Source organism: Isoptericola croceus, from assembly GCF_029382255.1.
GTDB lineage: Bacteria > Actinomycetota > Actinomycetes > Actinomycetales > Cellulomonadaceae > Isoptericola > Isoptericola croceus.
The window spans coordinates 471,031-483,589 of the sequence record NZ_JARLLG010000001.1 but is presented as its reverse complement, the minus strand read 5'-3'; the positions used below and the strand labels follow the sequence as shown (position 1 = coordinate 483,589).

General features: G+C 72.8%; 14 protein-coding genes and 1 tRNA gene. 5 read left to right on the top strand and 10 right to left on the bottom strand.

Annotated elements, in window-relative coordinates; translation table 11 throughout:
- Positions 1 to 69 precede the first annotated feature (69 nt).
- Entirely contained in the window at positions 70 to 855 is a 786-nt protein-coding gene (locus PZC42_RS02245) for a hypothetical protein (protein ID WP_277207951.1), read from the top strand.
- Between the two features lie 31 nt (positions 856 to 886).
- Here PZC42_RS02245 and def read toward each other — a convergent pair whose 3' ends face one another.
- Positions 887 to 1,573: a peptide deformylase gene (def, locus tag PZC42_RS02240; protein ID WP_277207949.1), complete on the bottom strand. Its 687-nt coding sequence runs from the start codon at positions 1,571 to 1,573 to the stop codon at positions 887 to 889.
- 42 nt (positions 1,574 to 1,615) lie between these two features.
- On the opposite strand from def, the gene PZC42_RS02235 reads away from it, so the two are divergent.
- Together PZC42_RS02235 and PZC42_RS02230 are read left to right on the top strand one after the other, a co-directional pair.
- Positions 1,616 to 2,539, top strand: coding sequence for a CPBP family intramembrane glutamic endopeptidase (locus tag PZC42_RS02235; protein WP_277207947.1), 924 nt, complete (start codon positions 1,616 to 1,618; stop codon positions 2,537 to 2,539).
- 96 nt (positions 2,540 to 2,635) lie between these two features.
- Positions 2,636 to 2,992, top strand: coding sequence for a DUF8129 domain-containing protein (locus tag PZC42_RS02230; RefSeq protein WP_277207946.1), 357 nt, complete (start codon positions 2,636 to 2,638; stop codon positions 2,990 to 2,992).
- Positions 2,993 to 3,077: 85 nt separating this feature from the next.
- On the opposite strand, the gene PZC42_RS02225 is transcribed toward PZC42_RS02230, so the two are convergent.
- From PZC42_RS02225 to tmk, 5 genes are all read right to left on the bottom strand, one after another.
- Positions 3,078 to 3,150, bottom strand: a tRNA-Thr gene (locus tag PZC42_RS02225).
- 181 nt (positions 3,151 to 3,331) lie between these two features.
- Positions 3,332 to 4,903 (bottom strand): alpha/beta hydrolase, encoded by a 1,572-nt coding sequence (locus PZC42_RS02220; protein ID WP_277207943.1) that lies wholly within the window; start codon positions 4,901 to 4,903, stop codon positions 3,332 to 3,334.
- Between the two features lie 42 nt (positions 4,904 to 4,945).
- Entirely contained in the window at positions 4,946 to 6,652 is a 1,707-nt protein-coding gene (locus PZC42_RS02215; RefSeq protein WP_277207942.1) for an enoyl-CoA hydratase-related protein, read from the bottom strand.
- Positions 6,653 to 6,753: 101 nt separating this feature from the next.
- On the bottom strand, positions 6,754 to 7,917 hold the full coding sequence (locus PZC42_RS02210; RefSeq protein ID WP_277207940.1) for a DNA polymerase III subunit delta': 1,164 nt from the start codon (positions 7,915 to 7,917) through the stop codon (positions 6,754 to 6,756).
- Between the two features lie 46 nt (positions 7,918 to 7,963).
- Positions 7,964 to 8,605, bottom strand: a complete 642-nt coding sequence (tmk, locus tag PZC42_RS02205; RefSeq protein ID WP_277207937.1) for a dTMP kinase — start codon at positions 8,603 to 8,605, stop codon at positions 7,964 to 7,966.
- 123 nt (positions 8,606 to 8,728) lie between these two features.
- On the opposite strand from tmk, the gene PZC42_RS02200 reads away from it, so the two are divergent.
- Complete coding sequence (locus PZC42_RS02200) at positions 8,729 to 9,124, top strand: pyridoxamine 5'-phosphate oxidase family protein (protein ID WP_277207934.1); 396 nt, start codon at positions 8,729 to 8,731, stop codon at positions 9,122 to 9,124.
- 27 nt (positions 9,125 to 9,151) lie between these two features.
- Here the strand turns inward: PZC42_RS02200 and PZC42_RS02195 are convergent, their stop codons facing one another.
- A complete protein-coding gene (locus PZC42_RS02195) occupies positions 9,152 to 10,222 on the bottom strand; it encodes a Gfo/Idh/MocA family protein (protein ID WP_277207932.1) in 1,071 nt (356 codons plus the stop codon).
- Complete coding sequence (locus PZC42_RS02190) at positions 10,219 to 10,686, bottom strand: MarR family winged helix-turn-helix transcriptional regulator (RefSeq protein WP_277207929.1); 468 nt, start codon at positions 10,684 to 10,686, stop codon at positions 10,219 to 10,221. The genes PZC42_RS02195 and PZC42_RS02190 overlap by 4 nt, the downstream gene beginning before the upstream one ends.
- A 61-nt stretch (positions 10,687 to 10,747) precedes the next feature.
- Here PZC42_RS02190 and PZC42_RS02185 point away from each other — a divergent pair, with 61 nt between their 5' ends.
- Complete coding sequence (locus PZC42_RS02185) at positions 10,748 to 11,035, top strand: hypothetical protein (protein WP_277207926.1); 288 nt, start codon at positions 10,748 to 10,750, stop codon at positions 11,033 to 11,035.
- Here the strand turns inward: PZC42_RS02185 and PZC42_RS02180 are convergent.
- Together PZC42_RS02180 and PZC42_RS02175 are read right to left on the bottom strand one after the other, a co-directional pair.
- On the bottom strand, positions 10,980 to 11,429 hold the full coding sequence (locus PZC42_RS02180; protein WP_277207923.1) for a hypothetical protein: 450 nt from the start codon (positions 11,427 to 11,429) through the stop codon (positions 10,980 to 10,982). The two genes, PZC42_RS02185 and PZC42_RS02180, sit on opposite strands and share 56 nt — an antisense overlap.
- A 6-nt stretch (positions 11,430 to 11,435) precedes the next feature.
- Positions 11,436 to 12,521, bottom strand: a complete 1,086-nt coding sequence (locus PZC42_RS02175; RefSeq protein WP_277207921.1) for a DUF6973 domain-containing protein — start codon at positions 12,519 to 12,521, stop codon at positions 11,436 to 11,438.
- Positions 12,522 to 12,559: the final 38 nt, after the last annotated feature.

Below are 12,559 nucleotides of genomic sequence, written 5' to 3'. Positions count from 1 at the left end.
CGAGCCCGTCCCCTACGATGTGGTTCGCCCCTGCCGGAGCCCCGGCACCCCAGCGTCGGAAGGTCACGCGTGCGCGTCGCCCGCCTTGCGGTCCGTGCCCTGCTCACCGGTGCCCTCGGGGCGGGCCTCGCTCTCACAGCCGCGCTGCCCGCGACGGCCGGCGACGACCTCGACGTGACCGCCGCCGGCGTGGCGTTCGACGGCAAGAAGATCGAGCGCGAGGACCGGGACCAGCGCCTCCGCTACTCGATCCGCAGCCTCGCGGGCCTGGACTACAACCGGCTCACCGAGTCCATGGACGGCGCGCGCCGGGGATACGTAGCGTTCAGCGCCGCACCCGCCGAGATGCCGGACGGCTACTGCGTCACCTACGTCAACGTCCCCGGCGTCGGTGAGTGGCGCGAGTCTCTTCTGGACCAGCGGTGCACCGAGCCGGGCGCCGGCCCGACGAAGGCTCCGGCGCAGAACCCGAAGACGTCGCCGACAGCCTCCGCGCGACCGACCGCCGATCCGACCCCTGCCTCGACGCCGACGCCGTCCCGCCCCGCCGATGAACCGTCACCGACACCCACCCCCGAACCGACCCCGACGCCGTCGGTGTCCGCGAGCCCGAGCCCCTCGGCGTCGCCGACACCGTCCGTCTCAGCGGCCACCGAGGCGATGGGCGTCGAGCAGTTCGAGGCGCTGGGGCGCAGCTTCAGCAACGAGCTGCCCGCGATCGACGAACGGCACCAGGCAGCAGGCAGCAGAGTGACCGACAGCAAGCTGTGGGCGATGACCGGGTTCGGGCTGGCCGCAACGGGACTGGGCGCCGGGGGCGTCGTCGTGTGGCGCATGCGCCACCGCGACAGATGAGGAGCGTGCTCCCGCAGGCGGTCGACGCCGCTCAGCGCCCGCCCGCAGGCTCCACCGGGTAGTCGGCCGGCGTCTTGCCCAGCTCGATCGCGATCTCGCGGCGAGTCGCCAGCACCTCCGGGCGCTCCTCGTCGCGCTGACGCAGCGCGTCGGCCTGATCCGCCTTCGACAGGTGGTCCCAGTAGAGCGTGCCGCCGAGGTGCTGGGACTCGTGGACGAAGCACCGCGCAAGGTACCCGGTGGCCTCGAGCTGCACGGGGCCGCCATGCTGGTCCACGCCGCGCACCGACGCCCCCGCGCGACGCGCCAACGGCACGTACGCCCCCGGGACCGAGAGGCAGCCCTCCTCCTCGACGACCAGCTCAGCATCCGCGTCGATCTCGAGGACCGGGTTGACGACGTGGCCCACGTGCCGGTCCCCGCGCTCGTCGGTCAGGTCGTAGACGAAGACCCTCAGGTCGACGCCGACCTGCGGCGCCGCCAGCCCGACACCCTGCGCGACCTCCATCGTCGCGAACAGGTCGTCCACGAGGCGGGCCAGCTCCGGCGTCGAGAACCGCTCGACCGCCCGCGCCGGGGTGTGCAGCACCGGTTCGCCGATCTCGGTGATCCGCAGCGCCCTCCCCCGGCGCGCCTCGGGCGGCTGGGCCGGGTACGGGTCGACCGCCTCACCGAGCAGATACGTGGTGGGACGCCGACGACCGAAGCTCCAAGCCATGGCCCCGAGCCTACCGGCGCGTGCCCTCGCTACGGTGTGCCTGTGCGTGCCCTGCTGATCTACCTCGCGATCTCCTTCGGGCTGTCCTGGCTGGTGGCGTTGCCGCTGTGGCTCGGCGACGGCCTGGACAGCCCATTGCTCGTGGTCGTGGCGGTCACGATGATGTTCGCGCCGGCCGTCGCCGCGCTCGTCGTGGTGCGGTTCGTCGAGCGCCGGCCGGTCGCCCGCTCCCTCGGCCTGACCCACGTCCGGCCGTGGGGGCGGTTCTTCGGTTGGCTGGCACTCGCGTTCGTGGTCCCCGTCCTGCTCGTCCTGGCGGCGCTGCCGGTCGCCGCGGCGTTCGGGCTCTACGAGATGGACCTGGTGGGCTTCTCCGGGTTCCAGGAGGTCGTGGACGACCAGCTCGCCGTCCTCGGCGGGGCGGGCCAGGTCGACGTCCCCATCCAGGTGCTCGTCGCCCTGCAGCTCGTGAACGTGGTCATCGGCTCGGTGGTCAACCTCGTGCCCGCGCTCGGCGAGGAGCTGGGCTGGCGCGGCTGGCTCCTGCCCCACCTGATGCGTCGCACACACGTGGCGACCGCCGTCGTCGTCTCCGGGGTGATCTGGGGCCTGTGGCACGCCCCCGTGGTGCTGCTCGGGTACAACTACCCCACCGCCTCGCCCTGGGTGGCCCTCGTCACGATGGTGGGTTCCTGCACCGTCATCGGTGCCGTGTTCTCGTGGCTGCGGCTGCGCAGCGGCAACGTGTGGGCGCCAGCCCTGGCGCACGGCGCGTTCAACGCCGCCGCAGGCATGCACGTCCTCTTCATCGCTGCAGGCACTTCGCTGGACACCACGCAGGCGACCGTCCTGGGCTGGAGCGGATGGATCGTGCCCGCCGTGCTGATCGCCGTGCTGGCAGCCACGGGGCAGTTCCGTGGGCGGCCGTCCGCGCGGCGCGACGTCGCGGCTCCCTCGGCGGTGTGAGCCGACCGCAGGCGCCGCCCGAGGATGCGGGCAGGGCAGCGAACTGCCTACGGTCGAGGAGAACACCACCGAGGCACGTTCGCCAGGGGGACGATCATGACCGACGACCGGACGAACGAGACGACCGCACCCGACCGCGACGACCTGCCGCTGCCCGACTACGACCACCTCCCGGTGGGCACGCTCGCGCACCGGGTCCGCCAGCTCGACGCCGACGGCCTCGAGAAGGTCCTGGCCTACGAGCGCGCGCACGGGCAGCGCCAGCCCGTCCTGACCGTGCTCGAGCAGCGGCTCGAAGAGCTCCGCGACGGCGCCCAGCCCTCGGGGGGCAACCCGGACGCGGCGCCCCCGCAGGGCGAGACGCGCCACGGGAGCAAGGCGACCCCGCAGACCGCCGCCGAGCCTGGCCCACCGGAGCGGTACCAGCGCACCAGCTCGCACCCGCGGGGCTGAGGACGCGCTGGACCGGGCACCGGACCACCTACCGCACAAGAAGGGCCCCGCACCGACGTCTCCGTAGGTGCGGGGCCTTTTCTTGAGCCGCCTGTCGGAATCGAACCGACGACCTGTTCATTACGAGTGAACCGCTCTACCGACTGAGCTAAGGCGGCGCGCCCGACGGCGACCGAGGCAGGACCTCGATCAGCGGGCGCGCCCACAGTACCCGACGCCGGGCCGGGGCTCCAAAAGGATCCCGCGGACCGACAGCGTCGTGTGGGTCACAGCGCTACCTCGCCAGGTCCAGCGCTACCTCGGCAGGAGGTGCGCTACCTCGGCGGGGCGAGCGCTGCCTCAGCAGGTGAGTCCATCCTCGGGCACGATGCCGTCCACGAGGAAGTCGTCCACCGCCTCCATGATGCAGCTGTTGGAGCGCCCGTACGCGGTGTGGCCCTCACCCTCGTAGGTGACCAGGACGCCGGAGTCCAGCGCCTCCGCCATGCCCTCGGACCACACGTACGGCGTCGCCGGGTCGTTCGTGGTGCCGATGACGACGATCGGCGCGGCGCCGGGTGCAGCCACGTCGTACTCCTGCTCCGCCGCCGGGTAGGGCCAGTCGGCGCAGGTGATCCCGCCGTAGCCGAAGAACGACCCCATGGTGGGTGCCGCCGCCTCGATCTCGGCGGCCTGCTCACGCATGACCTCGACGTCGTCGGAGCTCCGGCTGTCCAGGCAGTTGATCGAGGTGAACGCCTCGGTCGAGTTGCTCGCGAAGGAGCCGTCAGCGTTCCGGTCGTTGTAGAAGTCGGCGAGGAACAGCAGCACCGAACCGTCACCCTCGTCGATCGCCGCCGCGAGCGCCTGGCTGAGCAGCGACCAGCTCTGCTCGTCGTACAGCGTGACGGCCACGCCGTAGAACGCGAGCGTCTGGGTCACCACGCGATCACCGTCGGTGCGGTACGGCCGGTCGTAGGCCTGGTCGAGCACCGCACGCACCTGCTGCATCCCGTCGTCGACCGACCCCGTCAGTGGGCAGCCCGCTCCCGCCTGGCAGTCGGCGACGTAGGCGCGCAGTGCGTTCTCGAACCCGACCGCCTGCCCGGCCGACATCTCGGCGCTGCCGAGGCGCGGGTCGATCGCCCCGTCGAGCACCAGCCGGCCAGCCCGCTCGGGGAACAGCCCGGCGTAGGTCGCCCCCAGGCTCGTCCCGTAGGAGAACCCGAGGTAGTGGAGCTCGTCGTCCCCGAGAGCAGCGCGGAGCATGTCCATGTCCTTGGCGGCACTTTGGGTGTCCACGTTGCCGAGCAGCTCCCCGGTGTTCTCGGCGCACGCCTCGCCCCACGCGGCGCTCGACTCGCGGGCAGCGGCGAGCCCCTCGTCCGTGGTCAGGTCGGCGTCCTCGCTGAGGTACTTGTCCTTCTCGGCGTCGTCGAAGCACACGACCTCGGTCGAGCTGCGCACACCGCGCGGGTCGAAGCCCACGACGTCGAACGACGCACGCACCCGGTCACCGAGGTTCCCCGCGGCCGCCTCGAGGTAGTCGACACCGGAACCGCCGGGCCCGCCCGGGTTGACCAGCAGCGAGCCGACCTTCTCCCCGGAGGCCCGGGTCCGCATGAGCGCCAGCTCGATCTCACCGGCGTCCGGGTCGCTCCAGGACAGCGGGGCGGGGACCGTGGCGCACTCGAAGTCGCTCCGGCACTCGGTCCAGACGATGTCCTGGGTGTAGAAGTCCTCGTACCCCTCGGGCGCTCCGACGTCCGCGGAGGACGTCGCCTCCCCGACGGGCGTCTGCGCCTTCCACGGAGCGTTCGCCGTGCACCCGGCGATCACGAGCACGGCGGCGAGCGACGCCGCGAGGCCCACGGCCCGCCGGCCGGTCGAGCGGGTGGACGGCGGGCTCGGGTGACGGTGGGTGGAGATCACGTGGGCCAACCTACCGGCCGGGGCCGGTCGTCCGAGGACCATTCACCGAACCTCCGCGTGCGCCGTCCGCGGGCCCGCGAACCGCAGCCGCTCCGGCGTCTGGGACGTCGCGACCTTGCGCAGGAAGTCCTGCCGACGAGCAGCGAACCCGTGACGGTCGTCGAAGATGTCACGGGCCATCTCGGCCAGCTCGATCGTGCGGTGGTAGGACAGCGGGTGCTCCGGAGCACGGGTGCGCGCCACGTCACCGGCAGCGCTGCGCTCCGCCGGACCCGCCAGCTCCGCGGCACGCTTGGCGAGCCAGGCGTCGAACTCGCCGGTGTCCCGCGGACCGACGCCGTCGACGAGCCCGAGCTCTGCTGCGCGGTGGGCCGAGACCGGAAGCCGCCTGGTGAGCAGCTGGTCGGCCACCTCCTCGCCGACCCGAGCGGCGACCGTCCACGTGTGCAGCTCGGAGCCGTAGATCCCCATGTCGTAGTACGGGTTGAGCACCACCCCGTCGCGCGAGAGGACGACGTCGGCGCACAGCCCGGTCATCACACCTCCGGCCCCGGCGCTCGCGGTGAAGGCGGCCACCGTCAGCTGGTCCGCCATGGCGATGGTCTCGCACAGGTCGTCGATCGCCTGGATGTTCGCCCAGGCCTCGGCGGCAGGGTCGTCGGCGGCCTCGATCATGCCGAGGTGGATGCCGTTGGAGAAGAGGCTGTCGGTGCCGCGCAGGACGAGCACGCTGGTGTCCTCCGCGAGCGCCTCGGCGACCGCCGCGGTGAGCCGGTGGCACTGGGCGGTGTGCATCGCGCCGTTGTACGAGCGGATCGTCAGGATCCCGACCTCGCCGTCGCGCTCGTACCGGGTCTCGGCCAGCTCCAGGGGCGCCGCCCGGCGCGGTGAGGCCGCCGCCGGGTCCAGCACCAGTCGCGCCGGCAGCTTGGTGCCCCGTCGTGCGGTCAGGGTGGCCGCGTAGCCGACCCACAGGGTGCCGTCCACGGCGGCGAGGGCCACGGCGTCGACGTCGTGGCCGACGATGCTGCCGGGCACCGCCTCCGGGTCCGGTACGTCGGTCGTGGCGACGGCGTCGAACAGGCAGTACCGCTCGTCGCCGACCTGTGCCGGGGCGCCCGGGGCGCCGTCGGCGGCCGCGACGCGGCGCGCGAGCTCCTCGACCGGGAGCGACCAGTCGATCTCGAACGCGGGGCGACGCAGCAGCGGCAGCTCGCCGGTGCCCGGCACGTCGCGGGGCAGCTCGTCCGCCGGGACCGGCTCCTCGCCGGCGCCGACCATGCGCACCACCTCGGCGATGCACGCCATCGCGGCGTCAGCCACCGGCCCGTTGTAGAGCGCGCTCTTCGCGACGGGGACGTCCGGCAGGGGGAAGGTGGACGTCGCCCACACCGGCCCGGCGTCCATCTCCTCCACGGTCGACAGCGCCGTCACGCCCCACCGCTCCTGGCGCGTGAGGATGGCGTGGTCCAGCGACGAGGGGCCACGGTCCCCCACCGGTCCGGGGTGCACGACGACGGTGGTCCACCGCTCGTACACCTCCTGCGGGACGCGGTGCTTGAGGAACGGGCACAGGATCAGGTCGGGGTCGGCGTCCGCCACGGCGGCGGTCAGCGCCTCCGGCGAGTCGAAGGTCGGGGCGATCTCCACGCCGACGTCGTGCCCGGAGTCGCTGAGCGCGCACCAGGCGCGCTGTGTCAGACCGTTGAACGCCGAGACCAGCAGCAGGATCCGCATCATCATCCTCATCGTCGTCGGGGTGCCCGAATGGCACGCCACGGACGATCACAGAACAAACCGGGTGAAAACGCAAGACCCCACTTGACATCGGACCACAACTCACCTCGCCGTCAGCCCTGTGGCCGCAGCGCGATGGTCATCGCCTCCAGCGCCAGCAGCGGCGCGACGTTGCCCTCGAGGCGCTCGCGCGCCGTGCCGATCGCGTCCATCCGGCGCACGGTCTGCTCCGGCGTGGCGTCGCGAGCCAGCGACCGGACGACGTCCGCGTGCGCGGAGTTGACCAGCTCCACCTCGGCGCCGAGCTGGACCACGAGGACGTCACGGTAGAGCGAGAGGAGATCGACCATCGACCGGTCGAGCACGTCCCGCTGGCGGCGGGTGGCGCGCCGCTTCTGGTCGTCCTCGAGCTGCTTGAGCTGGGAACGCAGCTTGGGCGGGAGCGTGTCCCCCTCGCCCACGCCGAGGGCGCGCAGCAGCTCGGCCTTCTCCGTCGCGTCGCGTTCGACGGTTGCCGCGGCAGCCTCCGCCTTGGCGACGTCGACGAGCTCGGACGCCGCGAGCACGGCGTCGGGCACCCCGCGGATGCGGCGGGCGACCTCGAGGACGGCGCTGCGCCGCGAGCGCGCCTCCGGGTCGCGGGCGAGACGCCGGGCCAGCCCGACGTGCGACTGCGCCGCCCGCGCGGCGTCCAGCGCCAGGGTCGGGTCGGCGCCGTCGCGTCGCACGAGCAGGTCCGCGACGTCCCGCGCCGGCGGCACCCGCAGCCCCACGGCCCGGCACCGCGAGCGGATGGTCGGCAGCACGTCCTGGACGCTGGGGGCGCAGAGCACCCACACGGTGTGCGGCGGCGGTTCCTCGATGGACTTCAGCAGCACGTTGGTGGTGCGCTCCGCCATGCGGTCGGCGTCCTCGACGACGATGACGCGGTAGCGCCCCACGGACGGGGTGCGTGCCGCCGCCGTGACAAGGCCACGCACCTCGTCGATCGTGATGACCACCTTCTCGGTGGCGACCACCATGAGGTCGGGGTGCGTCCCCGCCAGGGTGGTGGTGCAGGCCTGGCACCGGCCGCAGCCCGGCCCTGCGCCCGGGGCGCCTTCTGTGCTGCCCGTGCACTGCAGCGACGCAGCGAAGGCGCGTGCCGCGACGGAACGTCCGGAGCCCGGCGGGCCGGTCACCAGCCAGGCGTGGGTCATGGCGGTCGGGTCGGTCGCCGCGCGCTGCAGCACGCGGACGGCGTCGGGCTGCCCGACGACGTCGTCCCACACGCTCACGGCGATCCCCCCTCGGCGGAGTGCTGCGGTGCCGCGCTCCTCGCTCTCACGCCCGGACCTCCGGTGTCAGGCCCAGCCGCGCCGCGACGTCGACCCGGATCTGCGCCTGCACGTCCTCGCGCGAGGCGGAGGCGTCCACCACGAGCCAGCGCCCAGGGTCTGCCGCCGCGCGCCGCAGGAACGCCTCACGGGTGCGGCGGTGGAACTCGGCGCCGGCGCGCTCCAGGCGGTCCGGCGCCCCGGTGAGCCGTCCTGCGGCCTCCCCGGGATCCAGGTCGAGCAGCACGGTGACGTCCGGCAGCAGGCCGCCGGTGGCCCAGAGGGACAGGTCCTCCACCTCCCGCTCCCCCAGCTCGCGACCACCGGCCTGGTAGGCGACCGACGAGTCCAGGTAGCGATCGGTCACCACGACGGCACCGCGCGCGAGGGCCGGTCGCACCACGGTGGCGACGTGGTGCGCGCGGTCGGTGGCGTAGAGGAGAGCCTCCGTGCGCGGGTCGAGGTCGTCCCCGTGCAGGACCGCCTGCCGGAGCTGCGCCCCGAGGTCCGTCCCCCCCGGTTCTCTGGTCAGCACGACCTCGTGGCCGGTGACCTCGCCCAGCCAGGAACCGAGCAGGCGCACGTGCGTGGACTTGCCCGCGCCGTCGCCACCCTCGAACGAGACGAAGTACCCCGGTGCTGTGCTCACGGCGCCACCCTAGCCGCGGCTGCCCACACAGGGCTCTCGTCCGGCCCCGTGCACCCGCCCACAACCAGCCCGCCGCGGGCCGCGACGTGGGACGATGGGGCCACCACCAGCAGAGGAGGCGCCATGACCGCACAGACCGTCGAGAAGCTCACCGAGGACGAGTGCTGGGAGCTCCTGCGGACGCAGCCCGTCGGGCGGCTCGCGACCGCCGTGGCCGGCGAGCCCGACATCTTCCCGGTGTCCTTCGCCGCAGCCGACGGCCACGTGTACTTCCGGACGTACCCCGGCAGCAAGCTCGTCGAGGTCGCGGTGAACGCTCGGGTGGCCTTCGAGGCCGACGAGTGGACGCCTGAGGTCGCGACGAGCGTCGTGGTCAAGGGCACCGCCGAGATCCTCGAGCACGACGCCGACGTGGCCGCCGCCGAGGCGACAGGCCTGGTCTCCTACCTCGACGACGGCAAGAACGTGTGGGTTCGCATCGTGCCGGAGGCCCTCACCGGCCGCCGGCTGACACGCTGACCGGTCGACACGTCCAGGCCGTCGGCCTCACTCACCCGGGTAGACCACCCCGAGGCCGGCACGGACCTCGTCCAGGATCGCCATGACCTCGAGGGTGTCCGACCACGGCATCCGCGCGCTCTGGGTCTGCCCGGCGTCCAGGCAGCGTGCGACCTCGGCCGCCTCGTACGCCTTGCCCTCGCCGTCCGGCGAGGTGAAGGTCCAGGAGGGGCCGTCGTCGCGCACCACCTCGAAGCCCGTCGGGCCGAAGAAGAACTCGGGGACCTCGATGCGGCCGCGCGTGCCGATGATGCGCGCACCCGCACCGCCGGACGCCCCGGAGGAGGTGTGCAGGACGGCCTGCGCACCGCCGTCGTAGCCGAGGATCATGCTCACGTGGTCGTCGACGCCGGTCTCGGCGAGCGTGCCGTGCGCCAGCACCGTGTCGGGCGCGCCGAGCAGGTCGTGGGCGAAGGTGATCGGGTAGATCCCCAGGTCGAGCAGCGCACCGCCGGCGAGCTCCGGGGCGAAGAGCCGGTGCGACGGGTCGAACGCGAAGGCGACGTCGAACTCGGCGATGACGGTACGCACCTCACCGATCTCACCGCGGGCGATCGCACCGCGGATCGCGGCGACGTGCGGCAGGAACCTCGTCCAGACCGCCTCCATGCAGAACACGCCGGCCGCTTGCGCGGCGTCCAGCAGCGTGCGCGACTCCGACACCGAGCGCGTCAACGGCTTCTCCACCAGGACGTGCTTGCCGGCCTCGATCGCCAGCAACGCGTGCTCGAGGTGGTGCGAGTGTGGCGTGGCGACGTAGACGACGTCCACGTCGTCGTCGGCCACCAGCTCGGCGTAGCCGCCGTGGGCGCGGGCACCGGGAGCGTGCGCGTCGGCGAACGCCTGAGCCTTGTCCACCGAGCGCGAACCGACGGCGGTCACCTGCGCGGCGGTGCGCTCGCGGACCCCGTCCGAGAACGACGCGGCGATGTTGCCGGCGCCGAGCACGCCCCACCGCAGCGCGGGCGCGGCGAGCAGGTCGGGGACCGTGCCGGCCAGATCGGCGGTGGTCAGGCGTGCGGCGTAGGTGGCCGGGTCGACGGCAGCGTTGTCGGTCATGCGCTCACCGTAGCGGTGCCGTACGCAGCCGCGATGACGGCGTCCGCCGCCGCCCGGACCCGCTGGAGCTCGTCCAGGCCGAGCCCGCTGGCCTCGACGACGCGGGCGGGCACCTGGAGCGCCTCGGTGCGCAGCGCCGCCCCCGCCTCGGTGAGGTGCACCTCGACGACGCGGGCGTCTGCCGCCCCGCGGCGCCGCTCGACGAGCCCCTGCTGCTCGAGGCGCTTCAGCAGCGGGGACAGCGTGCCGGGGTCGAGGTAGAGCCGCGCGGCCAGGCCGGTCACCGACGTCGTCCGCCCGGCTCCGGCGTCCTCCCAGAGCCCGAGGAGCACGAGGTACTGCGGGTGGGTGAGGCCCAGCGGCTCGAGGACCGGGCGGTACAGCGCGACCATCGCCCGGGCGGAGGCCGACAGGGCGAAGCAGACCTGCGCCTCGAGCGCGAGCGGGTCCTCAGGCTGGTCCATGTGGTCAGCCTAGGTCGAGCTATCCTTGGTGCACCAATCATTGGTACACCAAGGAGTGTGGATGGGACTGTTCACCCGCCGCCCCGGCGACGACCGCACCTGGGGCATGCGCCTGACCGAGACGTTCCTGCCGATCTTCGGACCGGCCTCGATCCGCCGCGGGCCACCCGTCCCCCCGCGCCCCGCGGACCAGGCACGGGAGGCCGAGCTGCGGCGGACCTTCGAGCGAGTGACCGGCCCCGACGGTCACTCGTACGTCGTGGAGGTCGCCCCTCGAGAACCCCGGAGCGACCTCAGCCCTCGTCCCTCAGCACGACCAGGCCCGAGCGACCCTCCACAGGAGCGATGACCGCGTCAGCCCCGAGGAGCTCGCCGTACTCACCGGCGAAGACGTCCGCCGACGTCCCCCGCAGGGCCACCGGCTCTCCGTCCAGCCGGAACACGAGCAGGTTCGTGGTCGACGTGAACCGCTTCCCCTGGAGCCCGCTCGGTCCCACGAGCTCCTCGATCTCGTCGAGGGTCGCACCCTCGCTGAAGAGCGCGACCTCGTCCCACTCCAGCGACGTCACGTCGCGCAGCAGGACGGCGCCGCCACCCTGCGCGGCGTCGATGACCGCCGTGTTCACGCTCTCGTCGTACTGGTACTCCGGCACTCCCACCACGTCCTCTCCCTGGTTCCCGCACGCCGTCAGCAGGAACATCGCCCCGGCGACCGCGGCGGCCCTGCGCAGGTTGTCTCGCATCGATCCTCAGCTCTCGTCCTGCCACTGCGGGTCCTGACCTGGCGCTGCCGGACCGTCCGCGTCACCGGTCTCGTGCCAGGCGATCTGGTCCGAGTAGACCAGGGACCCGTCCGGCCCGACGACGACCATCTCGCCGTCGTGGACCGCCTGCTCCACGAGGTCCGCGAGCTCCTGCCGGCTCGCACCCGGGTTGGCGTCCGCGATCTGCCGCCCGACCTCGTTGTTGTACAGGTCCATCGCCTCGCGCGCCGCGTTGTTCCCCGGGATCTGCTCGTGCGCGGTGCCGAAGTCGTGCGACCACTCGACACCGAACTCGTCGGCCATGAGCGCGCTCCAGTAGGCGTGCCGGAACGCATCGTTGTGGTCATCGTTCCGGTTCTCGGTCTCGAAGCGGTTGTCGGCCTCGTCGAAAGCGAGATCGTGGATCTCCTCGAAGTCCTTCTTCCCGAAGATGCTCAGGTCGTCGAGCATCTCGGCCTCCTTCTCGGTGATCGTCCGAGGCGCCATCTCGTCGAGGTCCACCTGGCCGAGCTTGTCTGCGAGCCACACCCCTGGGCCCGAGGGTTTCCAGTCCACCATCTCCGCGTCGGAGACCTGGTACTCCTCGAGGATCTCCTCGGTGGGACGCCGGTCCTCGAGGGGTACCGGTCCCGGCCTCGGTGCGTCACCGCCGCCGTCCGACCCGGACCCGGACCCCGACCCGTCGCCGGCCGTGGTCACGAACGCGTGGGGAGCCGGTCCGGTCGACTCCGCACCGGACCCACCAGCGCTCCCGCTACCCGACCCCCCGGTGCCCGCCGAGGACCCGCCCGTCGATCCCGAACCTCCCAGGTCCGAGCTGGTCGTCTCCTGCGCCTCCGCGTTCCGCATCGCCGCCGCCCCGGCAGTCCTCAGCCCGGCTGCGGCAGCCTGCATCCCGGGCCGGTGCAACGACCACCACTCCTCGACGAACATCTCGCTCGACGGACCGAACCACGGAACGCCCTGCACCTGGTCGCCTATCGCGGTGACCTGGTCGTCCAGGGCCTCGGCACGCTGCTCCAGCAGCTCGCCGAGCCGGCGGAGCGCCTCGGTGTCCGATCCGTACAGCATGCCCATCGCCACCTTTGTCCGGGTTCTGCTGACGGACC